Below are 25659 nucleotides of genomic sequence, written 5' to 3'. Positions count from 1 at the left end.
TCGCGCCCCACGCGCACCCCGTTTCGGAGAACCCATGTCCGCAGTTCAATCGCCAACCAGCCCAGAACACAGCATCGCCGACGCCGCGCAACTCTTCGGCGACGATCCGCTGACGCGCCGCTTCGCGCCTGTTTTCGCCCGGATCGCTGAAGGCGCGGTCGAACGCGAGCAGCAGCGCGAACTCGCTTACGAGCCGGTGGAATGGCTGCGTGAGGCGGGCTACACCCGGTTGCGCGTACCCAGACAGTACGGCGGCGAAGGCATCTCGCTCACGCAATTCTTCGCGCTGGTCACGCGTCTCGGCGAAGCGGACTCGAATCTGCCGCAAATCCTGCGCGTACATGGCGGCTTTATCGAGGCACTGCTGGAAAACGGCGACGAATCGCTGCGCGAGCGCTGGTTCACGAGGATCGTGCAAGGCCAGATCGTCGGCGGCGCGGTGTCCGAGCGCACGGGCGTCACCAACAACAGCGTGCGTCTCACGCAAACGGATGGCGCATGGCATCTCGACGGCGAAAAGTACTACACCACGGGCACGCTGTACGCGGATTGGGTCGACGTCACCGCGCACGACGGCACGAGCGACGTGCGCGTGCTGGTCGAAACCGGCACGCCGGGCCTCGAACGTATCGACGATTGGGACGGTTTCGGACAACGGCTCACGGGTAGCGGCACGGCGCGCTTCACGCGGGTGCCGGTCTCGCCCGACAACCTCTACCGCCGCTATAACGCTGCCGAGCCGCGTCGCAACAGCCTGCTCACGGCCTACTATCAGGCGCTACATGTCGCGAATCTCGCCGGGATCAGCCGCGCGGCGTTGCGCGATGCGGTCGCGTTCACGCAAGCCAGAACCCGGACCTTCGGTGTTCCGGGTGCTTCGAGCCCGCGCGACAATCCTCTCGTGCATCGCGTGGTCGGGCGCCTCGCGAGCCTCGCTTATTCGACGCAAAGCATCAGCACGTCACTCGCGCGCGCCATCGATGAAGTCTCCGTCGCGCGCCAGGAAGGCCGCACCGACGAGCAGACTTACATCCACCTGGACATCCAGACTTTCCAGGCACAGCAGATCGTCATCGAGCAGACGTTGCAGGCGGCGACGCTGCTGTTCGAAGTCGGCGGCGCGTCGGCCACCAGCGAAGCGCGCCGCTTCGATCGCTACTGGCGCAATGCGCGCGTGCTGGCGTCGCACAATCCGGCGATCATTCGCGAGGCCGCGATCGGCGACTTCTACCTGAATGGCAACGCGCACAGCGAGCGCTTCGGGGTGGCTCGGCAGCAGGAGATAGCTGCGGCAACGCAAGCGGCGGCGGCATAAGGACGGCATAAGGACAGCAGACCGGCGGCGGCATGCGGATCGCCGCCTTCATGTGGCACAGTGTTGTCAGGCGCATGCGCTAAGCTTGCGCAACCGAACAGCCCTGACGAGCGACATGAAGAATCTGCCTGCCTACGAGCCTCCGGTCGACGAGAACCAGCTTCTGCTGAAGTGGATCCGCCGTGCGCGCGAATCCCAGATGAGCCATTACGACATGGCGGACCTGCTATCGGCGCGCGACCGTCAGGTCGGCTGGCTCGCAACCGCGTTGACCGCCTTCGTGGGGACGGCGGTGTTCGCTTCCCTGCATGCCACCGCTGTCTCGCCCGAGTTCAGGATCTTCGTGGGCTTTGTGAGCGTGGCGGCCGCGGTCTCCACCGCGCTGCAGACCTTCCTGCGCTACGCCGAACGCGCCGAAAAACATCGCGCCGCCGGTGCGCGCTATGGCGCGGTGCGTCGCCGGCTCGAAGCGGTCTTTGCAGGTGATGCCGATGCGCGTGACGGCCACTATCTCACCGCGATCCGCGACGAGCTCGACCGGCTGGCCGAAGATTCGCCCAACGTGCCGCCGCGCGTTTTCCATCGCACCCAGCGGACGCTGTCCGCGGATACGCCGCGCAGCCGCGATGCTTAGGCGCCTTCGCCGGCAGTAAGGTCGCCGGCGTCGATACCCAGCTCTGCCGCCATGCGGCGGACCACGGTCTGCAGCCGGCTCACTTCATCGGCGAGGCGCTTCTGTTCGGCCTTGACCGCCTCGAACGCGGACAACGGCACCGCGTCGTCTTCGGCGCCCGGCTGCGCCAGTTCGCTCGCACTCACCTCGCCGCACAGCAGATGCGTCCAGCGGTTCTCGCGCTCGCCCGGCGTGCGCGCGAGTTTCACGACCCGTGGCGGGTCGTTGGCCGCGAGTTCGTCGAGAAACGCTTCGACCGACGAGATATCGGCAAAGCCATGCAAACGCGCGCTGTTCAGGCGCAATTCGGCGGCGGTTTGCGAGCCGCGCAGCAACAGGGTGGTAAGCAGCGCCGCCGACTGGCTCGGCAAACCCAGCACCCGGTTCATGTTGTGCTCGAAGCGCGGCACGCGGCTGCTGCTGCCTTCCATTACGAGGCTCAAGCGTTTCAATCCGTCGACGGCGGTCAGCACCTCGGCTTCGGTAGCGTTCATGACCGGCGCGCGGCCGGTTTTCTGGTTGCAGCCCAAGGTCAGCGCGTTGAGCGAAAGCGGATAGCTGTCCGGCACCGTGTGCTGCTTTTCGACGAGCACGCCGAGCACGCGCCCTTCAAGCAAGGTCAGCGCGCGGATCGAAGGACGGGAGGAAGTGTCGGGAGTGGAGTTCATGGATGATGTCGCGGTATGAGCCGCCGGGTCTCGTGAATGACGTGCTGATGTGCGTTACCGCTGCACAGCCGGGCGGCGCGTTCTGGTTTGTGGGCACTATGATAAACGGCCGAGGTCGTGGCGGTGTACGAATCTCCGCTGCGGCATGGCGCACGCGAGGCCATCTGGCACGCGGCGTGCTGCCAGCGAATGTCCTTCACTCATGGAGTCGCTCGATGCCTTTACGCCGCCAGTCGGTCCTGCGCCTGAGCGCCATTTCACTCGTGGTCGGCGCAGTGTGCCTGCTCGGCGCCTGCGCGTTCAGCCCGGCCGGCAAAAGCGGCAACGCGCGTGTGCCCGAGCCGGCGAAACCCGTGGATCTGAGCCGCTATCTCGGTCGATGGTATGAACTGGCGCGCTATGAAAACGGCTTCGAGCGCGATTGCGAAGCCGTCACCGCCGACTATGCCACGCGCGACGACGGCCTGATCGACGTCATCAACAGTTGCCACAAGGGCGCCGTGAACGGGCCGGCGGACGTGGCTAAGGGCCGCGCGAAAGTCGTCGCCGGTTCGGGCACTGCGAAGCTGAAGGTGTCGTTCTTCGGCCCGTTCTTCTTCGGCGACTACTGGGTGCTGGACCACGCGGACGACTATAGCTGGTCGATCGTCGGCGAGCCGAGCGGACGTTATCTGTGGATTCTGACGCGCGAAGCGACACCTGCCGCAAGCGTGAAAGACGCGCTGATCGAGCGGGTTCACGCACTGGGTTACGACACCTCAATGCTGCGCATGACCAGGCACGAGTAAGCTGCGTCCCTTGACTGCGCGAGAACCGATCGGAGCACGCCCACCGGCCGCCCCATTTTTTCCTGATTGACCATTTTCCATATTCGAGATAATTTCCCGAATATGGAAAACCCACTCCCCGACGACAACGCCATCGACCGCCGCATCGCGCAGCGGTTGCGGGCGCTGCGCGCCGAGCGCAACTGGTCGCTCGACGATCTCGCGAGACTCAGCAGCGTCAGCCGCGCGACGCTCTCTCGCCTCGAAAACGCCGCCGTGAGCCCCACGGCGAGCGTGCTCGGCAAGCTCTGCGTGGCGTACGGCCTGCCGATGTCGCGCCTCATGCACATGGTCGAAGAAGACTTCGCGCCGCACGTGCCGCGCGCCGCCCAGCCGCTCTGGACCGACGCCAGCGTCGGCTTCCGGCGGCGCTCCGTGTCGCCGCCCGCGCAGGCGTTGAGCGGCGAAGCGCTGGAATGCGAACTCGATGCCGGCGTGCGCATCACCTACGACGCATCGCCGCGGCCCGGCCTCGAACATCATCTGATCCTGCTCGAAGGGCAACTGCAGATCACCGTCGACGGCCAAAGCCACAACCTGCAACCCGGCGACTGCCTGCGCTATCAGCTGTTCGGCGCAAGCGCTTTCGTGACGCCCGCGCACAGCGGGGCCCGCTACATTCTCTTCATCGTGTGAGCCAGCATGAGCGCGACCACCCTCACCGCTTTCTCCGCCGACGACCTCGTGCGTCAGCTTCCCGAACTCGGCGCACTGCTGCGCGCCTGTGTGCATGACGGCGCCAGCGTCGGCTTTGTGATGCCGTGCGGCATCGACGAATGTGAGGCGTTCTGGCGCGGCAAAGTGCTGGCTTCGTTGCGTGCCGGCAGCCTGGTGCTGCTGGTTGCGCGTCACGGCGAAGCGATTGCGGGCACAGTACAGCTGGATTACGACACGATGCCGAATCAGCAGCATCGCGCCGAAGTGCGCAAACTGCTGGTGCATCCGGCTTTGCGCCGCCAGGGCATTGCGCGTGCGCTGATGACGGAACTCGAACGCCATGCGCATGGCTTGCAGCGCAGACTGCTCACGCTCGACACCCGAACCGGCGACCACGCCGAGCCGCTTTATACCGCACTGGGTTATCGCACGGCGGGCGTGATCCCGGGATACGCGCGTGACACGCATTCCGATGAATTCGACGCGACCACCATTATGTACAAGGCGCTATGAGTGAGGCGTGGATGTGCCGTTGTGCCGTTGTGCCGTTGTACGTCAGGCCGTCTTCGAATACTTGAACATCTATCCGCGTGTCTGCCCGGCCGCGTTGCGTCCGCTTCACCGAGTGACACCGAGTGGCACCGGACGACACTGAATGAGCACGATCGGCCATACTTCGCCCGCCTCCGCAGCCCGATTGGCCGCGCTCAGGCACAATCGTCTTTTCGCCGCGCGTGCGGCCCGACCCTGTGCGTTTCGCTTCCCATCCTGCCTCGATGAGTTCAGCCACTCCCGCCGACGGCGCGCCCCACTGGCAGCGCAATCTCTATGTCTGTCTGTTCGGTTCGTTCACGACCATCGTCGCGATGACCCTGCTGCTGCCGTTCCTGCCGCTCTATGTGCAGCAGCTCGGCGTGCATCCGGCCGCGGCCGCCGTGCAATGGTCGGGCGTCGCGTTCGGCGCGACGTTCCTCGCCGCGGCGCTGGTGTCGCCGCTGTGGGGACGCATGGCCGACCGCTACGGACGCAAGCTGATCCTGATTCGCGCGAGTCTCGGCATGGCCGTCGTGATGTCCCTGCTCGGGCTTGCGCAGAATGTCTGGCAACTGGTGGGACTGCGCTTTCTGGCGGGACTCGTCGGCGGCTATGCGTCGGGCGCGACCGTCATGATCGCCACGCAGACGCCGCGCGGACGCACCGGCTGGGCGCTCGGCACGTTGGCCTCGGGCGTGATGGCGGGCAGTCTCGTCGGCCCGCTGGTAGGCGGCGCGCTGCCGCCGCTGATCGGCATCCGCAATACGTTTTTCATTGCGGGGGCGATGATCTTCTGTGCTTTCATTGCGACCACGCTGCTCGTCAAGGAACAACCGGTGGACCGCACACGCGGCAAATCGCACGAGGAGCGGGCGGCCACCGGCTGGGCCACCGTGCCGGACCTGCGCCCCGTGCTGGCGATGCTGTTCACCTCCGGCTTGCTGATGTTCGCCAACATGTCGATCGAGCCGATCATCACCGTGTACGTCGGCCAACTGGTGCACGACGCGAGGCACGTCACGCTCGTGTCGGGCTTCGTGATGTCGGCCTCCGCGCTCGGCAGCGTGCTGGCGGCTTCGCGCGTGGGCCGTCTCGCCGACCGGATCGGCGCGCCGAAAGTGATCGTGACGTGTCTCAGCGTGTGCGCGGTGCTGCTCGTGCCGCAGGCGTTCGTCACGAGCGGCCTGCAACTGGTGGTGCTGCGCTTTCTGATGGGGCTCGCGCTGGCCGGCCTGTTGCCGTGCATTACGAGCGTGATCCGCCATAACGTGCCCGACCGTTCCGCCGGCTATATCCTCGGCTACGCGACTTCGGCGAATTACGCGGGACAGGTCACAGGGCCGCTCGCGGGCGGCTTTGTCGGGGCGCACTTCGGCATGCAGTCGGTGTTTCTCATCACCAGCGCGTTGATGCTATGCGGGGCGCTGTTCAACGGCTGGGTGTTCAGAGGTTCGGGTTCCGGTTCGGGCTCGGGCTCCGCTTCGGCGCGCGGCGGATAACGCGCCGCAAAAAATCAGCGGCGCGAATCGAGCGCAATGCGCACCGCGAGTCCGGCAAGCACGGTGCCCATCAACCAGCGCTGCACCAGCAGCCACACCGGGCGCCCGGCGAGAAACACGGCAATCGAGCCCGCCATGCTCGCGATCAACGCATTGACGGTCACGCTGATAACGATCTGCACGCAGCCCAGCGCGATCGATTGCGAAAGCACGCTGCCGTGTCCCGGCGAAATGAACTGCGGCAACAGCGACAGGTACATCACCGCGATCTTCGGGTTCGCGAGATTGGTGACGAGCCCCATCGTGAAGAGCTTGCGGCGGCTGTCGTGCGGCAGGTCGCGCACCTGGAACGGCGAGCGGCCACCCGGCTTGACCGCTTGCCATGCCAGATACAGCAGATAGAGCGCGCCGCAGAAACGCAATGCGTCGTACGCGTACGGCACAGTCAACAGCAGCGCGGTAATGCCGAATGCGGCGCAGAACATGTAGAACACGTAGCCGAGCGCGACGCCGCCAAGCGAAACGAGACCCGCGCGGCGCCCCTGGCAGAGCGATCGCGAGATCAGATAGATCATGTTCGGCCCGGGCGTGAGCACCATGCCGAGCGAGACCAGACCGAAGGCGAGCAACGTTGTGAGGGCGGGCACGGCATTCTCCTTTGCGAATGAAAGTCGGATAGTGCCGCCAAATATAGCCGATGCGGGCGCTTTCAGCCCCACAGCCGGCTTGAAAGATTCGCATCGGAGTAGAAACCGCATTCATCTTCAGACGTGCCGTTTCAGACCGCTACTCGCACGGTGCATTGCAGGAAACACTTGCGGCGAATTATTTTGACCGGTATTGTCGAGCCGTTCTGCAATGCAGCGCGGGAGAGATCGTCAGATGTTCGTGACGACGCCGACGGAGCAACCGCCCCGGAAACTCTCAGGCAAAAGGACCGCGCAGCAGGAACATCTGGAGAGCGGCGCATCGGCATAGCCTGTGCGCCCACCGAAGGGGATTCCCCGCACACGGCTCGCATCGGGCCGGCCGCTGCGGAGAAGAAACTCTCAGGTACATGGACAGATGGGGCATCAGCGCCGGTTTCGACACGAAATCGACACCGGTGATGCTCAACTACTCTGGACCATGTCATGTCACGAATCGCCATTATCGGCGCCGGCATTACCGGCGTCACGACCGCTCACGCCCTCGCCCAGCGCGGCCACCACGTTACTGTCTTCGAGCGCCATCGCTATGCGGCAATGGAGACCTCGTTCGCCAACGGCGGCCAGTTGTCCGCCAGCAATGCCGAAGTCTGGAACAGCGCCGCCACCGTCATGAAAGGACTGCGCTGGATGCTCACGCGCGACGCCCCGCTGCTGCTCAATCCCGCGCCCACCTGGCACAAATACTCGTGGATGGGCGAATTTCTGCGGCAGATTCCGCACTACCGGGCGAACACGGTCGAAACCGTGCGGCTCGCGATTGCCGCGCGCGAGCATCTGTTTTCGATTGCCGAGACCGAGGGCATCGACTTCGATCTGGAGCGGCGCGGCATTCTGCACATCTACAAGACCCGCAAGGAATTCGACGCTGCGAGCAAGGTGAACGAACTGTTGCGCGAAGGCGGACTCGACCGCAACCCGGTCACGGCGGGCGAGTTGCATGGCATCGAACCCACGCTGCATGGCGATTTCTACGGCGGATTTTTCACGCCGTCCGATTCGACCGGCGATATTCACAAGTTCACGCGCGGTCTCGCTCAGGCGTGCGTGCGGCACGGCGTCGAGTTTCACTACGACGCGGAGATCACGTCGATCGAGCAGCCTGGCGAGGGCCGCTTTTCGCTGGCGGTCAATCTCGAAGGCGAATCGCAGCGGTTTGCGTTCGAGCGGGTCGTCGTGTGCGCCGGCGTGAAGAGCCGAGATTTTGCGGCCATGTTGGGCGACCACGTGAACATCTACCCGGTGAAAGGCTATTCGATCACCGTCTGTCTCGACGACGAGATCAGCCAGCAGCGTGCCCCCTGGGTGAGTCTGCTCGACGATAGCGCGAAGATCGTCACGAGCCGGTTGGGCATGGATCGCTTTCGCGTGGCCGGCACGGCCGAGATCAACGGCTTCAACCGCGATATCCGTTCGGACCGGATTGCGCCGCTAGTGGACTGGACCCGGCGTTATTTCCCCGAGGTGTCGACCTCGCGCGTGGTCCCTTGGGCGGGCTTGCGGCCGATGCTGCCGAGCATGTTGCCCAAGGTAGGCCGAGGAAAGCGGCGTGGCGTGTTCTACAACACCGGGCATGGGCATCTGGGCTGGACGTTGTCGGCCGCGACGGCGCAGGCGCTGGCGGGCGCGATCCGGTAGGCTTGCGGCGGGATTTTTTTGCCGACGGCGGCGGATTGTATTGATCTCACCGCCGTCATCCAATGCGAGCAAAATCCGCCACTTCTGCTAGTGTTCTCCCATCCGTATCACTTCCGTGGAGAACGCATGCCACACGGTCGCGCCGCGAAACACCAGGCGGACAGCGCACGCCTGAGCGATGCACAGATCGCCGCGGAGGCGACGCAGCGTCTCGCCTGGGACGCCGCGGTCCCTGAACACGCCGTAAAGGTTCACGTCTCGCGCGGCCGCATCACGCTACGCGGCGAACTGCAGCGCGATCAGCAACGCACCGCCGCACTCGAAGACGTGACCCGCCTGTTCGGCGTAACCGGCGTTTCGGATCACACCGTCGTCAAGCCCAAATGAAGTCAGGCTGCATCCGTTTGCCGCAACAGCGTGCGGCAATGCCTCGCGATCTGCTTTTCCTCTTCCGTGTGAATCGCCCTCACCTTGCCCGCCGGATCGCCTTCCGTTAGCCCCATGAAAGCGAGCCCGTCGCACACGCGCCGCCGGATCTCCTGGCTGTGTTCGCCGATGCCGCCGGTAAATACCAGCAAATCGATTCCGCCCAGCAGCGCCGCATAGCCGCCGATCGTCTTGCGCACCGCTGTGGCAAATGCATCGAGCGCCAGCGACGCATTTGTATCGCCCGCCGCGGCGCGTTTTTCGAGCGCCTGCATATCGCTCTCGCCATCCGCGTAGCCGGCGAGGCCGCTCTCGCGATTGAGCAGCGTCTCCAACGCGCCCGCATCGAGCTTTTCCACGCGCATCAGATACAGCAGCACACCGGGGTCGAGATCGCCGCTGCGTGTGCCCATCGGCACGCCGCCGGTCGGGGTCAGCCCCATCGACGTATCGACCGATTGGCCGTCGCGTAGCGCGCATACGCTCGACCCGTTGCCGAGGTGCGCGAACACCGCGCGCGCCGGCAAGTCGGCGCCGAGCCGCGTCACCAGCGATTCGTATGAGAGCCCGTGAAAACCGTAGCGCATCACGCCGGCCTCCACATAGCGGCGCGGCAACGCAAGCTGCGCCGCACGCGGCGGCAGCGTGGCATGAAACGCCGTATCGAAGCAGGCAAAATGCGGCGCGTCGGCGAAAATGGTCTCTGCCTCGTCGATCAGCGCAAGCGCGGGGGGAATATGCAGCGGCGCAAAGTGCACGGCGTCCTGCAACTGACGGCGCACCCCGGCGGTAATCCGCTGATGCGCGCGCAGACGCGGTCCGCCGTGCACCACCCGATGCCCCACCGCCGAAGGCCGCGCATGGTGCTGTTGCGCGAGAACCTGCGCGAGCTTTTGCAATGCATCGGTCTGCGATTCCAGCTCGTGCTCCTGCTGCACCAGCACGCGGCCATCGGGCGCCTTGATCCGCAAGCTGCCGTCGCTGCGTCCAATGCCTTCCGCGCTGCCTTCCAGCAGGAGGGATTCGTCGTCGCCCGTGCGCCTGAAGAGCCCGAACTTCAACGAGGACGAACCGCTGTTCAGCACCAGAATCGTTTGATCCTCTGCACCGCCTTGAGTGCGCATGGTCATGCCTCGCTCAGCCTTTCCACGTCCAGTTGCGGATTTCTTCCCGGTCGATGCCCTCGGCATGCGCATAAGCGAGATGTTCGATAACCTGGCCGCGCAGCCATTCCTTCGCATGGTCGCCGACACCGCGCAGTTTCGGCACGCGATCGATCACATCGATCGCCAGCGAGAAGCGGTCGACCTGGTTGATGATCGCCAGTTCGAGCGGCGTATTGATATTGCCCTTCTCGTGATAGCCGTGCACATGCAGGTTGTCGTGGTTGGTGCGGTTATAGGTCAGCTTGTGAACCAGCGACGCATACGAGTGGAAATTGAAAATCACCGGCTTGGTCGCGGTAAACAACGAATCGAAATCGCGGTTGGACAGCCCGTGCGGATGCGCGTGCTCGGGCATCAGCCGGAACAGGTCGACCACGTTGACAAAGCGGATCTTCAGATCGGCGAAACGCTCCTTCAGAATCTGCACGGCGGCGAGCGCCTCCATCGTGGCGATGTCGCCCGCGCTGGCGATCACCACGTCCGGCTCCACGCCCTGATCCGTCGACGCCCAGTCCCAGATGCCGATGCCCTTGGTGCAATGCGTGAGCGCCGCGTCCATGTCGAGATACTGCAGATGCGGCTGCTTGTCGGCGACGATCACGTTGACGTAGTCGCGCGAGCGCAAACAATGATCGGCGACGCTCAGCAGGCAATTCGCATCGGGCGGCAGATAAATGCGCACCACGTCCGGGCTTTTATTCGTGACCACATCGAGAAAGCCGGGATCCTGATGCGTGAAACCGTTGTGATCCTGCCGCCACACGAGCGAGGTGATCAGCAGATTGATCGACGGCACCGGCTGCCGCCAGCCGAGATCGCGTTTGGCTTTCTCCAGCCACTTGGCGTGCTGGTTGAACATGGAATCGATCACGTGGACGAACGCTTCGTACGTGGCGAACAGGCCGTGGCGGCCGGTCAGCACGTAGCCTTCGAACCAGCCTTCGAGCGTATGCTCGCTGAGCATTTCCATCACGCGGCCGTCCACCGCGAGATCGCCGCCGTCCGCGTCGCTCGGCTCGGTTTGCGCGAGCCAGGTTTTTTCCGACGCTTCATAGATCGCGGTCAGCTTGTTGCTTGCGGTTTCGTCAGGACCGAATACGCGGAAGTTCGTCATGTTCCGGCGCATCACGTCGCACAGGAATTTGCCGAGCACCTCGGTCGGCGACGTGTACGTGCCGCCCGGTTTCTTCACCGCCACCGCGTAATCGCCAAACGCCGGCATGTCGAGCGTCTTGCAAAGCAAGCCGCCGTTCGCATGCGGATTGGCGCTGATGCGGCGCGCACCCTTCGGCGCGAGCTCGCGCAGTTCTTCGACGAGACGCCCGGCTTCGTCGAACAGCGACTCGGGCTCGTAACTGCGCATCCAGTTTTCCACCAGCTTCAGGCTCTTGCCATTGGTCACCGGATCGAGCACCGGCACCTGATGCGCGCGCCACGAGCCTTCCACCTTGTGGCCGTCGACTTCCTTCGGGCCGGTCCAGCCTTTCGGCGAACGCAGCACGATCATCGGCCAGCGTGGGCGCGTCGCGTCGTTGTTCGCGCGCGCATGCTGCTGGATCGCGCGGATTTCGCCGATGCATTGTTCGAGCGTCGCCGCCATCTGTTGATGCATGACGGCGGGGTCGTCGCCCTCGACGAAATACGCCTTGTGGCCGTAACCGGTCAGCAAGGCTTCGAGCTCCTCGCGGGGAATGCGCGCGAGAATGGTCGGATTGGCGATCTTGTAGCCGTTCAGGTGCAGCACCGGCAACACCGCGCCATCGCGGATCGGATTGAGGAATTTGTTCGAGTGCCACGAGGTGGCGAGCGGACCGGTTTCCGCTTCGCCGTCGCCGATCATCACGGTGACGATCAGGTCCGGGTTGTCGAACGCGGCGCCGTAGCCATGCGAGAGGCTATAGCCGAGCTCGCCGCCTTCATGAATCGAGCCCGGCGTCTCGGGCGTGCAATGCGAACCGATGCCGCCCGGAAACGAGAACTGCCGGAAGAAGCGCTGCATGCCGGCTTCGTCTTCGCTGCGGTCGGGATAGATTTCCGAGTAGTGGCCTTCGAGATAACAATTGGCCAGCGTAGCCGGTGCGCCATGACCGGGACCGGCTACGTAGATCACATTCAGATCGAGCTTTTTGATCAGCCGGTTCAGATGCACGAGCAGGAAACTCTGCCCCGGGTCCGAGCCCCAATGGCCCAGCAGACGGTTCTTGATGTGTTCGGGTTTCAGCGGTTCGCGCAGCAGCGGATTGTCGCGCAGATAGATCATCCCGGCCGAGAGGTAGTTGCAGGCGCGCCAGTAGCGATCCATGTTGCGCAACGTATCGGCATCCAGGACTTGCGGCGGCGTGGGACGGGAGGTTGCTTCAGCCATGGCGTCACTCCTTGGAAAGGACTGTCAGGCGGGTTGGCGGGTGCGGCGGCGGTGGTTCGTGACACGGCCGGCGCAAAAAAATCAGCGCGGCCGGCCATCCTGTCATGCGGATGACATCACGAAAGCGTAGCGGCAAAGGCCCGTTGCAGCGGGATTTCGCGCCGCTACCCGGCGCTCGTCACGGAGTGTGACAGGAAGTGTGCCGCATGGTTCGACGCAATCGTCCACGGCTTGAGCCAACCCCGTATCTGCCAGTTCGCGGGCACTCGGCCTCGCGCCGCATACGCTAGACTTATGCGCATATTAAGTGAATGCGTTTAAGCTCGTCACGCTGCATGCGCGACGGCGGACCGCATCCGGCGTATCCTCCGTTGCCCGCCTCCCTCCCTTACCGTTGAATCATGCCGACACCCAGCCGCTTCAAAGCACCGTTGATCCTTGTCATCGCACTCGTGCTGCTGTTCGCGGGTGTCGCCGTTCTGATCGGCGTGTTCGGCTTGCTGGTCAAGCTGTTCGGCCACGGCTGAGCGCCGCCGGGCGGGCATGGCGGGTGCAAACTGTGTATCCTGAACAATCTTGCCGGCGCCTTCGCGGGTTTTCTCCCGCCTTTGCAAGACGTGAGGCGCACGGGTTGATTGCAAGGAGATTTCATTGACGGACCACGCTGATACTTCCCCGCCCTCCGGCCAGCCGATCGATCCGGAGTTGCTCGAACTGGCGCAGCAGGTTTTCGACCTCGCGCGGCGCGGCGATGCCGCCATGCTCGCGGCGGTGATCGAAAAAGGCGTGCCGCCGAATCTGCGTAACGACAAGGGCGACAGTCTCGTCATGCTGGCCAGCTACCACGGCCACGCGGACGCCGTGCGCACGCTGCTCGAACGCGGCGCCGATCCTGATCTGCGTAACGACAACGGACAGACGCCGATTGCAGGCGCGGCCTTCAAGGGCTTCGATACCGTGATCGAAACCTTGCTGGCGCATGGTGCGGATGTCGAAGGCGCGTCGCCGGACGGGCGCACCGCGTTGATGATCGCCGCCATGTTCAATCGCACGGCGATCATGGAACTGCTGATCGCGCACGGCGCGAACCCGAAGGCCCGCGACGCGAACGGCGTGACGGCAATGGATGCAGCCGGCCGCATGGGCGCCGGCGATGCGCAAGCGCGCCTGAAGGAGCTCGGCTCCTGAACCGGAGCGCGGCTCGCCGCCAGCAACCCTGGCGTTTCCAGCAACCCTAGCGTTTCTCCGCCAATAGCCACTCCGCGTCGATCTCCACCAGATCGCCGATTCGCTCGACTGTCACATCCGCCGGCGGATGGCTGGAGATCTCCTTCGGATCGAACGCGTAGTGCCCCTGGCGGGGAAACACCGTCGTCAGTCTGGCGCCCCAGGCTTTTTTCATGGCGGCAAGAATCCGCAGCTTGTCGTCCACCATCACATAGTGGCGGGCGGGATAGCACTCCATCACCTGATCGAGCATCAGTTCTTTGTGGATGTAGATCAGCACCCGCCCTTCGACTTCATCCCATAGCCCCGAGCGGGCAATCTTGCGCGGCTGGAACACCACGTCGCCGTCCGAAAGGATGACCGTGGGACCGCGCGCGCCCAGATGCCGCAACGCATTCAGCGCGCCCGGATACAGGCGGCTCGCAAACGGATAATCGATCAGGAACGACGACATCAACAGCAGCCGCGTATCGCGCGGCTGCTCCAGCCGATACCGCTGCAGCGCGCCCAGGTAGTCGGCGTAGCCGAGCTCCGTGCGCAGGGTCTCGAAGATTTCCCAATACCGCGCGCTGTTCTGCGCGCCGAACTCGCGCATCATGTGCGCGCGCAGATCCGCGAGTACATGGTCGTTGTCCAGCAAGGTGTTGTCGCAGTCGAACAGAAACACGACGTCATGCGGCGTGGCGGTAGTGGCTTGCATCGCTGCCTCCTGAATCAGCCTTTCGGTCCATCGGCCGGCGTGGCCGCTTTTTCGACATGGCCGCCGAAATCGTGCCGCATGGCCGACAGCACCCGGTTCGCAAAATCCGCCTCGCCGCGCGAACTGAAGCGGGCAAACAGCGCGGCGCTCAGCACCGGCGTGGGCACACCTTCGTCGATGGCGGCGGCCACGGTCCAGCGCCCCTCGCCCGAGTCGGATACGCGCCCCGCGTAGTTCTTCAGCTCGGCGTCGCTGACGAGCGAGCCGGCAATCAGATCGAGCAGCCACGATCCGATCACGCTGCCGCGCCGCCAGACCTCGGTGACGTCGGCGAGATTCAGCTCGTACTGGTACAACTCGGGGCGGCGCAGCGGCGTTGTCTCGGCGTCGGCCTCGCGCGCGTGCTTGCCGGCGTTGGCGTGGCGCAGAATGTTCAGCCCTTCGGCGTACGCGGCCATCATGCCGTACTCGATGCCATTGTGAACCATCTTGACGAAGTGCCCCGCGCCCAGCGGCCCGCAGTGCAGGAAGCCCTGATCCGCCGTGCTAGTGCCGCTGGCGCGGCCCGGCGTGGCCGGCGCGGCGCCGGCGCCCGGCGCGAGCGTCGAGAAAATCGGTTCGAGCCGCTTCACGACCTCCGGCTCGCCGCCGATCATCAGACAGTAGCCGCGCTCGCGGCCCGCCACGCCGCCGCTCGTGCCGACGTCCACATAGTGAAGCTGGCGTTTCGCCAGCTCGGCGCCGCGGCGGATGTCGTCGTGATAGTAGGAATTGCCGCCGTCGATCACGATATCGCCGGGCGCGAGCAGGGGCACGAGTTTTTCCAGCGTCACATCGACCACCGCGGCCGGCACCATCAGCCACACGGCGCGCGGCTTGTCGAGTTGCGCGACCAGCTCTTCCAGCGACGCCGCGCCCGCGACACCGTCCTGCTTCAGCTTCTCCACCGCCGCCGGCTGCACGTCGTAAGCGATACATTGCTGACCGCCCTTCGTCAGACGCCGCACCATGTCGGCGCCCATGCGTCCCAATCCAATCATGCCTAGCTGCATATCTCGCTCCGGAAAGTGCCTCGTTGCGCTGCTCGATTTGCTTCGTTGTACTGCGGCAATCTTTGCGTTTTTGCTGAGTGTTTCGGTAGCGGCGCCGTGGATCGCGCGTCACTGCATTTTTATTGTAGCTGCGTCTTTCGTTGCGTCTTCGTTGCGTCTTCGTTGCGCCTTCGCTGCGTCTTTCTCGCATGCTCCGGGCGCACGGCGGTCATCCTGGATCGCTCACGCGGCGAAGCGGCACCGCCACGTGCATGGAAAGACGATACGCTTCTTTGCAGAGGTTTTGCGCGGCGTAAAGTTCCTGGTATGTGCGGTTGCGCGGCATCGCACTCGGGCAGGCTTCGATTCGGCTAACGGCCTTCTTACACTTCGACCTGGACTTGGGTCTCGCAGTCAGGGCTATGCCGCTAGCGCCGACCTGCCTGGAGCTTGCCGTATCGCGAACGCGCAAAACGCTTCACGGCCTGCCACATCAATGGATAACGATCGCCCGGCACGGCGAACAGCACCAACGCGCACAACGCAAGCAAGCCGCAGAACATGAACGTGCCGCGATAGCCGAACGCCTGCACCAGCAAACCCGACAACACGCCCGAGAGAATCGAGCCGACCCGCGCCGCGTTGAAGAAGAGCGCGGTGGCGCGGCCCGGCGCATGCGGCATCAGATCCTGCACATAGGTCATGCCGAGACACGAGGTCACGGCGACCACGAACGCGTTGAGCATCTGCATCGGAATCAGCACGTGGACGTTGCCCGCGAGCGCCATGCCGGCGAAATACACCGCGTGCACCGCCGCACACGCGCCCAGCCAGTTCGGCTTGTGCAGCGCCGACGACTTCGCGCCGAGCGCGAGCATCATCGGAATTTCCATCAGGGCGCCGAGGCCGAGCATGACCGACACGTCCAGATGCGTGCCCTTCAGGCCGTGCACGATGTAGAGCGGCAACACGATCATCGTCGCGTTCGCGGCGAGGCCGAGCAAGGTCAGCGCGGCCACCGCGCGGCCGATGTCGTTGGCCGAGGCGACGCCGGGCAAGTCCTCGTGCGCGTCTTCACCGGGCGTGGTCAGCGGCGGCACCGTGATCGAAGCCGACGGCTCGGCCGCCGTGTCTTCCACCGTGTGATCGCCCAGGTGACCCTGCGGCTCCCGCATGCGCCAGACAATGGTCGCGCACGCGCCGAAACTGGCGGCGGCAAACAGAAAGAGTCCGTAGAAGCTGCTGGCGGCGAGCACCAGCGCGCCCACCGACGGCCCGAACACCCAGGCGGCCGACAGAATGGTGCGCAAAGTCGCACTGGCGAACACGCGCTCCGCCGGGTCGGCGACCGGCAACGCCGCGCGGCTGAACGAGAACACCATTGAAATAGCCGAGCCGCCCGCGCCGATAAAGACGATCCCGACCACCAGCAGCAGCCGGTAGTCACGCACCACGCATAAACACAGATAGCCGAGCGCCGCCGCCGCCAGCGCGGCCAGCAGCAAAGGCCGATGCCGTCCGCTCGCGTCGCTCCAGCGGCCCGCGAAGGTGCTGGCGAGCACCCCGCTCGCCGCGATCAGCGTCATGAAGACCCCGAGTCTGAACGGTGTCATGCCGGCGCGCTCGACGCCGAACAGCGAAAGATAGGGAGCGGTGAACGACATCGCCACACCGAGCATCAGGGTCGCAGCGGCGAGCGGCTTGAAGCCGGGAATGCGCAGGAGATCGAAAAAACGTGAGGTTTTCAACACGGGGGCGGTGGGTCAGGGAAAGCGAGCCTGTGACGCGCAATGCGCACCGCAAACTTCGTGGCCGGAACGACCGGGGCATTATCGGCTTAGCTTGTGGGCGCGTAAACCCACGGCATCGCATCCCAAAATTGTGAGGCTCAGCGTTGGCTAGCAACAGTTGGCATGCACCGCGCTACTTGCCGTCCGTTGCGCGCATTTGCTGCGCTTGCGCCTTGTAGTCGTAGGTCGGATAGAACTCGGTGCGATAGCCGCCCCACGCGGTCGTTTCGATCGCCCGGTTGACTTCGCGCAGACGGTTTGCCGGCACGCGCAGCGTGACCACCTGGCCGATGCCCATCATCACGTACCACGACACGACTTCGATGCCGGGTGGAGGAAAGGTCTTGAAGAACCCTTGCGCGCGCAACTGGTCGTTGATTTTCGGCAGCGGTTTGGATTCGTCGTGACGCAGGAAGATGGTGAGGAGGAACGTGTCGTCGGACGGTGTGGTCGGTGTGGGGGCATTGGCCGGCGTGGGGGCTGTGGCCGCCACTGCACCTGGCGCGCGGGTCGCGGCCGGGTCCGGTGCAGTGGCCGGGTTGGTGCCCGGGTTGGTGCCTGGGTTAGTGCCTGGGTTAGTGCCTGGGTTGGTGCCTGGGTTAGAGCTCTGGTCCGCACCATGTGCCAGCGGCGCGATGCCGAGCGACACGGCCAGCGACGCGGCGAGCAGGCCGCGCAAACAACGGCGAAGCTGAAGAGAAAACGTGGCTGAACTGCGTGCGGCGACTGCATCTGGCATGGCATGCCTCCATGACGCGTTGGGACGATGTTCGACGGCGCGTTCAACGGCGCGCTTCGTTTGATTCGCTTCGGCGCGCGTAGGCGCGGCCTGTGCCCAGCAATATTCGCTCCTGCGCGGCCGCCTGCCGCGCATTGCCGCACCGCTCACACCACGACGTAGCCGCGTTTTTCCAGCGTCCAGCGGTGCCACTGATTGCCGTAAATGCCGCAGGCCATGCCGAACAGCACGGAGATCACCAGGCCGATCACGTCGGCGGTTTCGCCCCACAGGCCCGAGCAGAACAGCAGCAGATTGACCGCCAGCATGACGAACGCGGCGAACCACATTTTCTTCGACAACGCCCAGACAAAGCCCAGCAGCAGCGCGCCCCAACTGAAGCCCGTGGCCACCGCGACGGTTTCGTCCTTGTCTGGACACCGCAGATAAATCCTTTCGCCCATTTCCCTTCCTGAACACGATGATTTGCCGCCGCCTCGCGGCACCCGACCATGTTTACCACGCCATCCGCGTCAGGCGTATGCGTTCGCGTGAAATTCGCGCCGCCGCGTGCTTCGCCGCACATGGGCCGACGCGGCGCTGCCTGACGATCCCGGGCATAGCTGCTACTCTTAGCAAATCCGCGCGCAGGGAACGCGAGCGCAGCGCAACCCCTGCCCGCACAGGTTAAACCGCTTCGGAGCACGCATGGCCACGCAGACCGCCTATTCTTCCACCGCCCCCTCGCGAGCCGAACTCGACGCCTTGCCGGGCACCACCGTCGTCGAATTCGGCACGGACTGGTGCGGCTACTGCCAGGGTGCGCAAGCATCGATTGCCAATGCGCTCGAACCGCATGCGGACGTCAGGCACCTGAAAATCGAAGACGGCCCGGGCCGTTCGCTCGGCCGCTCGTTCAAGGTCAAGCTCTGGCCAACGCTGATCCTGATCCGCGACGGCGCCGAAGTCGCGCGCGTGGTGCGCCCGGCCAACGCGACGCAGATCACGGAGGCTTTCGCATCGCTCTGACGTCATGCCGATGTCGCGCTGATTTCAAATTGCATGCGGCGCAGCATACGCACCGCCGCACCGCCCCACGCCGGAGCAGGCAAGACCCACCGAACACCGACGATGCGACAAGCCATCCACCACCTGAGCGTCAAGGCCCGCACTCGCGGGCTGGTCGAGTTCACCGACGACGTGCGCCGCTTCGTCGCCGCGCAAGCCGTCGAAACCGGCCTGCTGACGCTGTTCTGCCGCCATACGTCCGCGTCGTTGCTGATTCAGGAAAACGCGGACCCTTCCGTGCAGCGCGATCTGGAACGCTACTTCGCGAGCCTCGCGCCCGAAGACGCCGAGCGCTACGAACATGACGCCGAAGGCCCGGACGACATGCCGGCCCATTTGCGCACCGCACTCACGCAGGTGCAATTGTCGGTGCCGGTCGAACACGGAAAAATGGTGCTCGGCACCTGGCAAGGCCTGTATCTGTTCGAACATCGCCGTCATACGCAGCAGCGGGATATCGTGCTGCATCTGATCGGAGAATGACGGCGCGGTGCGCGGCAGAGTACGTTTCGAATTGCGTTGTTGACAGAGATTCGCTGCAAGATTTCATCCGCAAACCGGATTAAAGGGAGCACACCTCATGGACACCCGTAGCGAGCTGCAAGCCACCATCAAGGCAATGGTTCAACCCGGCAAGGGTCTTCTCGCCGCCGACGAAAGCGGCCCGACCATTGCCAAACGCTTCAAGACGATCGGCCTCGAATCGAGCGAGGAAAACCGCCGCGCCTATCGTAACCTGCTGCTCACCACGCCCGGACTCGGCGAATTCGTGAGCGGCGTGATCCTGTACGAAGAAACGCTGGGCCAGAAAGCGGACGACGGCACGCCGTTCCCGCAACTCGCCGCGAAAAACGGCATCGTGCCCGGCATCAAGGTAGATCTCGGCAAGATCGCGCTCGCGCTCGCGCCGGGCGACGAGATCACCGAAGGTCTCGACGGACTCGCCCGCCGTTTCGTCGATTACAAACGGCAAGGCGCGCGCTTCGCCAAATGGCGCGCGGTCTACAACATCACGGCGAGCCTGCCGAGCCGTCTCGCGGTCGAGGCGAATGCCGATTCACTGGCGCGCTACGCCGCGATCTCGCAGGAAGCCGGCATCGTGCCGATCGTCGAACCCGAAGTGCTGATGGACGGCGAGCACACCATCGAGCGCAGCGCCGAAGTCACCGAAGCCGTTCTCCACGAGGTGTTCCATGCACTGCACCGGCATCGCGTAGTCCTCGAACATATTCTGCTGAAGCCGAGCATGGTGATCGCCGGGTCCGAACATGCGCAACAGTCGTCGACTTCCGACATTGCCGCTTATACCGTGCGGGTGCTCAAGCGCACGGTGCCCTCGGCGGTGCCGGGCATCGTGTTTCTGTCCGGTGGCCAATCGCCTGAAGAGGCGACGGCGAATCTCGACGCCATGAATCGTCTCGGCGCGTTGCCGTGGAATCTGAGCTTTTCATATGGACGCGCGTTGCAGGAACCGCCGCTGCAAGCGTGGAAGGGCCAGGCGAGCCATGTCGGGCAGGCCCAGCAGGCGTTGCTCAAGCGTGCGCGTCTGAATAGCGCCGCGGCCCTGGGCAAGTACGAGGCGGCGCAGGAAAAGAGCTAGCCCTGGCGCGGCACGGGTCCGTTGCGTCTCGAGATCGATCGAGGGCAGCGGACCGCTCAACCGCCTCAGAGCGGCGCGCCGCCGAACGCCTGGCGCTGCGCGAGCGACACGAAGGCCTGCGCATCGCGCGCCGCCTGCACCACGGCCGCCATGCCGAAGAACTCGTGCGTCGCGCCACGGTAGTTGCGATGCTCGACGGGCACGCCCGCGCCGTGCAATTTCTGCGCGAGCTTCTCGCCGTCCGAACGTAGCGGATCGATGCCCGCCGTCACGACGACAGCCGGCGGCAACCGTGACAGATCGGCGCTCACCACGTCGATCAACGGACTGGTGAGGTCGCTCTCGCTGTTGATCACGTTATGCAAGAACCACATCATCATCGGCTTGTTCAAGGGCCGGGCATTGCGATTCTCTTCATAAGAGATCGACACGATGTTGTTGCTCGCCACCGGATAGATCAGCGCCTGGTGCATCGGCATGCGCATGCCCGTGTCGCGGGCGTGAATCGCCACGTTGATCGCCAGATTGGCGCCGGCGCTTTCGCCCATCACCGCGAGCTTGCCGGCGTCGCCGCAGAGCTTCGGCGCCTGCTCGACCACCCAGCGCCACGCGGCAAACGCGTCTTCGTGCGCCGCCGGCAACCGGTGCTCTGGCGCCTGCCGGTAGTGCGCGGAGACCACGATCGCCCGGCTCTGCGCGGCCATGGAACGCGGTGTGGCGTCGTAGGTGTCGAGATCGGCGATCACCCAGCCGCCGCCATGAAAATACAGGATCAGCGGGAACGGCCCTTCGCCTTGCGGCGTATAGACCCTCGCGGGATTACTGCCCGCCGCGCCGGGAATCATGATGTCCTCGGTGCGCACCGCCTCCAGCTCCAGCGAAGGACGCGCGCTGAACGCGGGATCGCTCATCAGTTTGCGGACGGCGTCGGCGGGGGTCGGTTGCTGCCTTGCTTCGGTCACGGTGCAATCCTCGATCGGCTTCGGGTTGAGACTCCTGAGCGCGTCGAGCACTGCTTTCATGTCGGGATCGGCGTGACCCGTGGGGTCCATGCCGACCATGCCTTTAATGGTGTCACCGAGTGTCATGGCAAAGCTCCTGATGGAAGAATTCACGGCTCCATCGAAGCTTTTGAAGTCCTCGTTCGACGACCGTGCATGCCGTCGGAGTCGAGCAAGCGCTATACCCGTCGAACGGCCGCATGCAAGCGGGCGATGCGGCAAACGTCGGATCAATATCCAGCGCTTTTGGGGATCACTCGCGAGATACCGCCGTGCTCGCCTGATCGCGAGCGAATTGTGCCGCGTAGCACTCCGGTTTGAAACGCACGCCGGTAATCCGGTCGCCGTGCGGCGCATGGCCAAGCCAACCCGACCAGCCAAGTCGCTGCGCGCCGCCTAGAATGGCCGGCGGCGCGCTCTGCGGCTTGAGGCGCAACTCCAGTTCCCACTCGAACTCATAGCCCATGAACGTCCTCACCCACTCCACCAGCCGTGGCAAGTCCGCGCCTTGCGGCGTGAAGCGCAAGTACGCGTCGATATCGAGCGGACCGACGACAACGCGGAAGGTGTGCTGACGGTCGGCCACCTGTTCACCGAGCAGCGCGCCCACCGTCATGGTCGAAGCGGCGCCCGGCTTGCCCAGATAACTGCGCTCGTCGCCATCGACGCTGATCCAGTTGAAGACATACTCGTCGATTGCGACCGGCACGCCGAAGTAACGCTCAAGCGTCATGCGCAGGCCGTCTGGATTGCGCGCCTCCCGCACGAGGTGCGCCGAAGCGGATAGCCGCGCGTGCGGCGGCAGAGGGCCGTGGCCGATCTCACTGATGTCGAAGCCTGCGAGGCTCGCCACGTAAAACGAAAAACGCTCATCGTCCGGCCGATCGAGTCCCGCGGCAGCCTGCGCGGATGCCCAGGCCCGATACAGCAGCGTCAGATAACGGTGGTGGAAGATATCGAGAAAATTGACGAGCGTGCTGTCATGCCGGCTCTGTTCGCGATCGCGTGCGATTTCGGTCACGTGAATCGGCAGCGGTCCGTTCGGTCCGAGCATACCGAGGCCGAACAGGCGCACCTTCAACCGTCCGTCCGCGTCGTGCGCGCTCGCGATCTCGCGCGGCGCGAAAAACAGGCTGGGTTGCTGCCCGAGACGGAACGGCTCCGCCCGAGGACGCGGCGCCGTTCCAACCGGATCGATCCGCCGGTCGGCGCCGATGCGGCGCAGCAGTGCAAAAAACCCGTAGCGCCAGGGCTCGGACCGCAAGCGCTCGATCAGCGCCGATGACAGCGGCAGCGATGGCGACGCGCAAGGGGCCATCGCCTCGAAAGAGTCGCGCTCCATCATGCCGCGCCGCGCGTGCCCATACGCACCGGCCAGCGCGCGACGCAACCGCGCTGCATGGAATGCAATTCGGTTTGCGTGAACGCATTGATGGACGCGTGGCGTGCGAGAAAGTGTTCGAGAATCAGGCCGAACAGATAAGGGCTGGTCCCCGAAAATCCGGTTTCGTCCACCGTCAATACGCACTCCACCCCGCGGCCGAACACGAGCACGCCGCTGCCCGGCAGCTTGCGCGTGACAGGCCGCGTTTTTACGCCGACGAGACTTTCCGCCTGCCGGCGATGGTCCGTTGCGTCGTCCGTCAGGAACAGCCGCAACAGATCGCGCAGCCCCTGACCGCCGGCGCGGTGATCGAGATCGTCGAGCGGCAGGTAGTTGAAGTTCAGTTGGCGGATCAACCGCCATGCCATCTCGCGCTCCGCGTAGGGCGCTTTGGGAGCCGTGGGCGCGCGAACCAGCCCGATGCTCGCGAACGGACCGCTCCCGGCGAGTTCCAGATCGTTCATGCCGTTGCGCGGCACGAGACTGGACAAATCCCGGTTGGTGGCCAGCGCGGCAACCGAGAGATAGCGAAGCTCTTCGCGATACGGCGCGTCATGCTGATCGACGAGCGACACGTACACCTCCGTGCCGATGTACTGCGTACGCGTACCGTGGCGGCGGGCCGAATCGGAGATCAAACGGCGTTCGCGTCGCGTGGAAAAGTAGCGCCCGTAATTACCCTCGTCATTGTTGAGCGACTGATACAGCGGCCGGAATTCGAACTCGCCGGATTCCGCGCAGGTCTGCCCTTTGAGCGACTCGACGCAGAAAACTTCGTAGTCCAACGGAGCGGTGCGATCCGGAATCACCCTGAACTCGGTTTGCGCGCCGCTCAACGCAATGCTGTCCATGCGCATTGAAAACAGATTGATCAACGGCGTGCAGAACAGAGCGAAGCACGACGCGTCCACCAGATTCACGAGCCGCCCAGGTGCGCGCTCCAGCAGCACGACAATCTCGACTTCCTGGCCCTTCACGCGGCGAAAACCCGCGTCGAGCCCGGTCAGCGTAAAAAAGTAGAAACGGCCCGGACACGCAAAGTACTCCTGCAACAGGTTGTGGCCGTGAAACCTGGACCACGCCAGCGGCAGCAGTCCCTGAGCGGGGCCAAGTCCTTCGTGCGCCACCGCGTCGCCCGACACTACCGAAAGCATTCCCCCGGCTCCGGCGGATTCGAATTCGCCGGGCGCACCCGTAATCGACACCACGCTTGCCGTGTGCAGCAATTCGAAGACATGCGATGCAATCTGCTCGTCGCCCGTCAAATAGATGGGCAGCCTGTCCAGGCCCCGCAGCCCGGCAATGTCCATTCCGTTGACCGTGCGCAACCGCAGCCGAAGCGCGCCGCGCACCTCGGTACTCGCCGGCACGTAACGAGCGAGCGCGGGCATGTTCTGCGGAATATCGGTTAGCCGCGCTTCGACGATTTCGAGCGGATAGAGCATGACTTCCTGGCCATTCTGAAAACGGCAAGCCGTGTTTTCGCCATGCGCCAGCCGCGATGTGAATGTCGAACCGCGAGGCACCCGAAAGCCTTCCGCCGAATCGCCTTCTTTATGCCCAGGAAAGAAACGCGCAACCGCCATGGACGGCGTGGGTGCGACGTAGTTCGGATACAGCACTTCCAGCAGCCGCGCGGTGAAGCGCGGAAACTCCGCGTCCAGCTTGATCTGCATGCGCGCCGCCATGAAACAGAACGACTCGATCAGGCGCTCCACGTACGGGTCGGCCACATCGCCCGCCTGCATGCCCAGGCGCCGGGCAATCCTGGGATGAGCCTGCGCGAACTCGCCGGCGAGTTCACGCATATAGACCAACTCCTGGTTGTAGTAGTCGAGCAGTCGGGAATCCATCGGCGGTTTTGCGTTGTTCTCGTGGTGGACGCCTGGACACGGCTTGTGCGTCGCGCGAATTGTCTATCCGCATGCGAATGCGTGATGTCGGTTCGATCAATCGTTGCGGCATTCTTACCTGGCGCCTGAAAGCATTCAATCTGCGTGGGCCGGAAACCATCATCGATTAGTGGAAGAAAGCATGTGTGCCGGGCACATCCTCATAATGGAAATTGTTATGGAATGTTAATTTTCTCGAAAATTAACGAACGACAGGTCGATGTCTGACCGATGCGAGCGTGAGAGCGCTGACGCACCGATTGCGCTGCAAGCAGGATGAAAACGAAAACGCCCGGAGCGGAACGCTCCAGGCTTCATGCAGCTCCGGCATACGTAGCGGCCTCAACCGGAAACGCCTCACGGCGCGCGGTTACGCTGCGTCAGGTGTTACCGTCATTGTCCCTTCGTGTCGCTGCTGGCGTCGGCGCCCGGCATATTGGTGGTGTCGGTAGCAGGCTTGGTCGCCTTCGACTTCTTCATATGGTGCGTTCTGGTCGACTTCGAATGCGCCATTGCACCCGAGGCCTGCATGTCGCCGCCTTCGCGAGTTGTACCGGCCGTGGTACCTCCGTTCGGATCGCTGCCGGCCGGGCCGCCGCCACCGCCGCCGCTGCCCTGAGCCATCGCGAGCGAGGAAGCGGCGAGCAAGGTCGAGATTAGCAGTACGTTCCGGGTTCTGTTTCTGATGTTCATGACTCTCTCCAGTTCGAAAAAAAGAAGCGGGTTGCGCCGACTAAACAGCCAGCCCGACACGCATACCTCGTCGTCTTTTC

Annotated in this window: 26 protein-coding genes and 1 riboswitch; of the genes, 13 read left to right on the top strand and 13 right to left on the bottom strand. The window is 64.3% G+C overall.

All coding sequences use genetic code 11. From position 1 onward, the window contains the following. Positions 1-34 precede the first annotated feature (34 nt). Together NE850_RS06735 and NE850_RS06730 are read left to right on the top strand one after the other, a co-directional pair. The gene (locus tag NE850_RS06735) at positions 35-1315 is read left to right on the top strand and encodes an acyl-CoA dehydrogenase family protein (protein ID WP_007177345.1); all 1281 of its coding nucleotides are present in this window, start codon (positions 35-37) and stop codon (positions 1313-1315) included. Positions 1316-1430: 115 nt separating this feature from the next. Beyond that, positions 1431-1949 carry an SLATT domain-containing protein gene (locus NE850_RS06730; RefSeq protein WP_310698555.1) on the top strand — a complete coding sequence of 173 codons (519 nt, stop codon included), beginning with the start codon at positions 1431-1433 and terminating at the stop codon, positions 1947-1949. Here NE850_RS06730 and NE850_RS06725 read toward each other — a convergent pair. Next, the gene (locus NE850_RS06725) at positions 1946-2656 is read right to left on the bottom strand and encodes a YceH family protein (protein ID WP_007177347.1); all 711 of its coding nucleotides are present in this window, start codon (positions 2654-2656) and stop codon (positions 1946-1948) included. The two genes, NE850_RS06730 and NE850_RS06725, sit on opposite strands and share 4 nt — an antisense overlap. A 215-nt stretch (positions 2657-2871) precedes the next feature. Here NE850_RS06725 and NE850_RS06720 point away from each other — a divergent pair, with 215 nt between their 5' ends. From NE850_RS06720 to NE850_RS06705, 4 genes are all read left to right on the top strand, one after another. After that, on the top strand, positions 2872-3444 hold the full coding sequence (locus NE850_RS06720; RefSeq protein ID WP_007177348.1) for a lipocalin family protein: 573 nt from the start codon (positions 2872-2874) through the stop codon (positions 3442-3444). Positions 3445-3546: 102 nt separating this feature from the next. After that, positions 3547-4119, top strand: a complete 573-nt coding sequence (locus NE850_RS06715; RefSeq protein WP_310698554.1) for an XRE family transcriptional regulator — start codon at positions 3547-3549, stop codon at positions 4117-4119. Positions 4120-4125: 6 nt separating this feature from the next. Further along, positions 4126-4653 (top strand): GNAT family N-acetyltransferase, encoded by a 528-nt coding sequence (locus NE850_RS06710; RefSeq protein ID WP_007177350.1) that lies wholly within the window; start codon positions 4126-4128, stop codon positions 4651-4653. Positions 4654-4916: 263 nt separating this feature from the next. After that, on the top strand, positions 4917-6173 hold the full coding sequence (locus NE850_RS06705) for an MFS transporter (protein ID WP_007177351.1): 1257 nt from the start codon (positions 4917-4919) through the stop codon (positions 6171-6173). A gap of 14 nt (positions 6174-6187) precedes the next feature. Here the strand turns inward: NE850_RS06705 and NE850_RS06700 are convergent, their stop codons facing one another. Then, on the bottom strand, positions 6188-6820 hold the full coding sequence (locus NE850_RS06700; RefSeq protein ID WP_007177352.1) for a LysE family translocator: 633 nt from the start codon (positions 6818-6820) through the stop codon (positions 6188-6190). Between the two features lie 209 nt (positions 6821-7029). Beyond that, positions 7030-7123: riboswitch (glycine riboswitch) on the top strand. A 183-nt stretch (positions 7124-7306) separates the two neighbouring features. Between NE850_RS06700 and NE850_RS06695 the strand changes: the two genes are divergently transcribed. Beyond that, positions 7307-8518 (top strand): D-amino acid dehydrogenase, encoded by a 1212-nt coding sequence (locus NE850_RS06695; RefSeq protein ID WP_165188420.1) that lies wholly within the window; start codon positions 7307-7309, stop codon positions 8516-8518. 126 nt (positions 8519-8644) lie between these two features. Continuing rightward, positions 8645-8905: a BON domain-containing protein gene (locus NE850_RS06690; protein ID WP_310698553.1), complete on the top strand. Its 261-nt coding sequence runs from the start codon at positions 8645-8647 to the stop codon at positions 8903-8905. Positions 8906-8907: 2 nt separating this feature from the next. On the opposite strand, the gene NE850_RS06685 is transcribed toward NE850_RS06690, so the two are convergent. Together NE850_RS06685 and NE850_RS06680 are read right to left on the bottom strand one after the other, a co-directional pair. After that, positions 8908-10068 (bottom strand): acetate/propionate family kinase, encoded by a 1161-nt coding sequence (locus NE850_RS06685; protein ID WP_310698625.1) that lies wholly within the window; start codon positions 10066-10068, stop codon positions 8908-8910. Between the two features lie 13 nt (positions 10069-10081). Further along, the gene (locus NE850_RS06680; protein WP_007177356.1) at positions 10082-12475 is read right to left on the bottom strand and encodes a phosphoketolase; all 2394 of its coding nucleotides are present in this window, start codon (positions 12473-12475) and stop codon (positions 10082-10084) included. A gap of 401 nt (positions 12476-12876) precedes the next feature. Between NE850_RS06680 and NE850_RS06675 the strand changes: the two genes are divergently transcribed. Continuing rightward, a complete protein-coding gene (locus NE850_RS06675) occupies positions 12877-13002 on the top strand; it encodes a hypothetical protein (RefSeq protein ID WP_007177357.1) in 126 nt (41 codons plus the stop codon). 124 nt (positions 13003-13126) lie between these two features. Further along, complete coding sequence (locus NE850_RS06670; protein ID WP_007177358.1) at positions 13127-13663, top strand: ankyrin repeat domain-containing protein; 537 nt, start codon at positions 13127-13129, stop codon at positions 13661-13663. 46 nt (positions 13664-13709) lie between these two features. Here NE850_RS06670 and NE850_RS06665 read toward each other — a convergent pair whose 3' ends face one another. From NE850_RS06665 to NE850_RS06645, 5 genes are all read right to left on the bottom strand, one after another. Further along, the gene (locus NE850_RS06665) at positions 13710-14402 is read right to left on the bottom strand and encodes an HAD family hydrolase (protein WP_007177359.1); all 693 of its coding nucleotides are present in this window, start codon (positions 14400-14402) and stop codon (positions 13710-13712) included. A 14-nt stretch (positions 14403-14416) separates the two neighbouring features. Next, a complete protein-coding gene (gene gnd, locus NE850_RS06660) occupies positions 14417-15514 on the bottom strand; it encodes a phosphogluconate dehydrogenase (NAD(+)-dependent, decarboxylating) (RefSeq protein ID WP_268738027.1) in 1098 nt (365 codons plus the stop codon). Positions 15515-15861: 347 nt separating this feature from the next. Next, complete coding sequence (locus NE850_RS06655; protein ID WP_007177361.1) at positions 15862-17184, bottom strand: sugar efflux transporter; 1323 nt, start codon at positions 17182-17184, stop codon at positions 15862-15864. A 172-nt stretch (positions 17185-17356) separates the two neighbouring features. Further along, positions 17357-17962: a hypothetical protein gene (locus NE850_RS06650; RefSeq protein WP_165188426.1), complete on the bottom strand. Its 606-nt coding sequence runs from the start codon at positions 17960-17962 to the stop codon at positions 17357-17359. 146 nt (positions 17963-18108) lie between these two features. Next, positions 18109-18405 carry a DUF2628 domain-containing protein gene (locus NE850_RS06645; RefSeq protein ID WP_007177363.1) on the bottom strand — a complete coding sequence of 99 codons (297 nt, stop codon included), beginning with the start codon at positions 18403-18405 and terminating at the stop codon, positions 18109-18111. 244 nt (positions 18406-18649) lie between these two features. Between NE850_RS06645 and NE850_RS06640 the strand changes: the two genes are divergently transcribed. The 3 genes from NE850_RS06640 (at position 18650) to NE850_RS06630 (ending at position 20609) form a co-directional block, all read left to right on the top strand. Then, positions 18650-18970 (top strand): thioredoxin family protein, encoded by a 321-nt coding sequence (locus tag NE850_RS06640; RefSeq protein ID WP_007177364.1) that lies wholly within the window; start codon positions 18650-18652, stop codon positions 18968-18970. Positions 18971-19072: 102 nt separating this feature from the next. Beyond that, positions 19073-19492 carry a secondary thiamine-phosphate synthase enzyme YjbQ gene (locus NE850_RS06635; RefSeq protein ID WP_007177365.1) on the top strand — a complete coding sequence of 140 codons (420 nt, stop codon included), beginning with the start codon at positions 19073-19075 and terminating at the stop codon, positions 19490-19492. Positions 19493-19589: 97 nt separating this feature from the next. Continuing rightward, positions 19590-20609: a class I fructose-bisphosphate aldolase gene (locus NE850_RS06630; RefSeq protein ID WP_007177366.1), complete on the top strand. Its 1020-nt coding sequence runs from the start codon at positions 19590-19592 to the stop codon at positions 20607-20609. Positions 20610-20674: 65 nt separating this feature from the next. Here NE850_RS06630 and NE850_RS06625 read toward each other — a convergent pair whose 3' ends face one another. The 4 genes from NE850_RS06625 to NE850_RS06610 form a co-directional block, all read right to left on the bottom strand. Beyond that, positions 20675-21697 (bottom strand): alpha/beta hydrolase, encoded by a 1023-nt coding sequence (locus NE850_RS06625; protein ID WP_165188429.1) that lies wholly within the window; start codon positions 21695-21697, stop codon positions 20675-20677. Positions 21698-21863: 166 nt separating this feature from the next. Beyond that, a complete protein-coding gene (gene tssG / locus NE850_RS06620; RefSeq protein ID WP_405044806.1) occupies positions 21864-22952 on the bottom strand; it encodes a type VI secretion system baseplate subunit TssG in 1089 nt (362 codons plus the stop codon). Then, a complete protein-coding gene (tssF, locus tag NE850_RS06615) occupies positions 22952-24847 on the bottom strand; it encodes a type VI secretion system baseplate subunit TssF (RefSeq protein WP_165188434.1) in 1896 nt (631 codons plus the stop codon). Before tssF ends, tssG begins: the two co-directional genes overlap by 1 nt. A gap of 432 nt (positions 24848-25279) precedes the next feature. After that, positions 25280-25579, bottom strand: a complete 300-nt coding sequence (locus tag NE850_RS06610) for a hypothetical protein (protein WP_007177370.1) — start codon at positions 25577-25579, stop codon at positions 25280-25282. Positions 25580-25659 lie beyond the last annotated feature (80 nt).

Origin of the sequence: Paraburkholderia sp. USG1, assembly GCF_031570135.1 — a bacterium.
Lineage (GTDB): Bacteria > Pseudomonadota > Gammaproteobacteria > Burkholderiales > Burkholderiaceae > Paraburkholderia > Paraburkholderia dioscoreae.
Note: the sequence above shows the minus strand (reverse complement) of the source record. Positions and strands in the feature narration are given on the sequence as shown.

Excerpts from the sequence above, each read along its gene's own strand:
- NE850_RS06735 (WP_007177345.1), top strand. The coding sequence starts at position 35 with ATGTCCGCAGTTCAATCGCCAACCAGCCCAGAACACAGCATCGCCGAC.
- NE850_RS06730 (WP_310698555.1), top strand. The coding sequence starts at position 1,431 with ATGAAGAATCTGCCTGCCTACGAGCCTCCGGTCGACGAGAACCAGCTT.
- NE850_RS06725 (WP_007177347.1), bottom strand. The coding sequence starts at position 2,656 with ATGAACTCCACTCCCGACACTTCCTCCCGTCCTTCGATCCGCGCGCTG.
- NE850_RS06720 (WP_007177348.1), top strand. The coding sequence starts at position 2,872 with ATGCCTTTACGCCGCCAGTCGGTCCTGCGCCTGAGCGCCATTTCACTC.
- NE850_RS06715 (WP_310698554.1), top strand. The coding sequence starts at position 3,547 with ATGGAAAACCCACTCCCCGACGACAACGCCATCGACCGCCGCATCGCG.
- NE850_RS06710 (WP_007177350.1), top strand. The coding sequence starts at position 4,126 with ATGAGCGCGACCACCCTCACCGCTTTCTCCGCCGACGACCTCGTGCGT.
- NE850_RS06705 (WP_007177351.1), top strand. The coding sequence starts at position 4,917 with ATGAGTTCAGCCACTCCCGCCGACGGCGCGCCCCACTGGCAGCGCAAT.
- NE850_RS06695 (WP_165188420.1), top strand. The coding sequence starts at position 7,307 with ATGTCACGAATCGCCATTATCGGCGCCGGCATTACCGGCGTCACGACC.
- NE850_RS06690 (WP_310698553.1), top strand. The coding sequence starts at position 8,645 with ATGCCACACGGTCGCGCCGCGAAACACCAGGCGGACAGCGCACGCCTG.
- NE850_RS06685 (WP_310698625.1), bottom strand. The coding sequence starts at position 10,068 with ATGCGCACTCAAGGCGGTGCAGAGGATCAAACGATTCTGGTGCTGAAC.
- NE850_RS06680 (WP_007177356.1), bottom strand. The coding sequence starts at position 12,475 with ATGGCTGAAGCAACCTCCCGTCCCACGCCGCCGCAAGTCCTGGATGCC.
- NE850_RS06675 (WP_007177357.1), top strand. The coding sequence starts at position 12,877 with ATGCCGACACCCAGCCGCTTCAAAGCACCGTTGATCCTTGTCATCGCA.
- NE850_RS06665 (WP_007177359.1), bottom strand. The coding sequence starts at position 14,402 with ATGCAAGCCACTACCGCCACGCCGCATGACGTCGTGTTTCTGTTCGAC.
- NE850_RS06650 (WP_165188426.1), bottom strand. The coding sequence starts at position 17,962 with ATGCCAGATGCAGTCGCCGCACGCAGTTCAGCCACGTTTTCTCTTCAG.
- NE850_RS06645 (WP_007177363.1), bottom strand. The coding sequence starts at position 18,405 with ATGGGCGAAAGGATTTATCTGCGGTGTCCAGACAAGGACGAAACCGTC.
- NE850_RS06640 (WP_007177364.1), top strand. The coding sequence starts at position 18,650 with ATGGCCACGCAGACCGCCTATTCTTCCACCGCCCCCTCGCGAGCCGAA.
- NE850_RS06635 (WP_007177365.1), top strand. The coding sequence starts at position 19,073 with ATGCGACAAGCCATCCACCACCTGAGCGTCAAGGCCCGCACTCGCGGG.
- NE850_RS06630 (WP_007177366.1), top strand. The coding sequence starts at position 19,590 with ATGGACACCCGTAGCGAGCTGCAAGCCACCATCAAGGCAATGGTTCAA.
- NE850_RS06625 (WP_165188429.1), bottom strand. The coding sequence starts at position 21,697 with ATGACACTCGGTGACACCATTAAAGGCATGGTCGGCATGGACCCCACG.
- tssG (WP_405044806.1), bottom strand. The coding sequence starts at position 22,952 with ATGGAGCGCGACTCTTTCGAGGCGATGGCCCCTTGCGCGTCGCCATCG.
- tssF (WP_165188434.1), bottom strand. The coding sequence starts at position 24,847 with ATGGATTCCCGACTGCTCGACTACTACAACCAGGAGTTGGTCTATATG.
- NE850_RS06610 (WP_007177370.1), bottom strand. The coding sequence starts at position 25,579 with ATGAACATCAGAAACAGAACCCGGAACGTACTGCTAATCTCGACCTTG.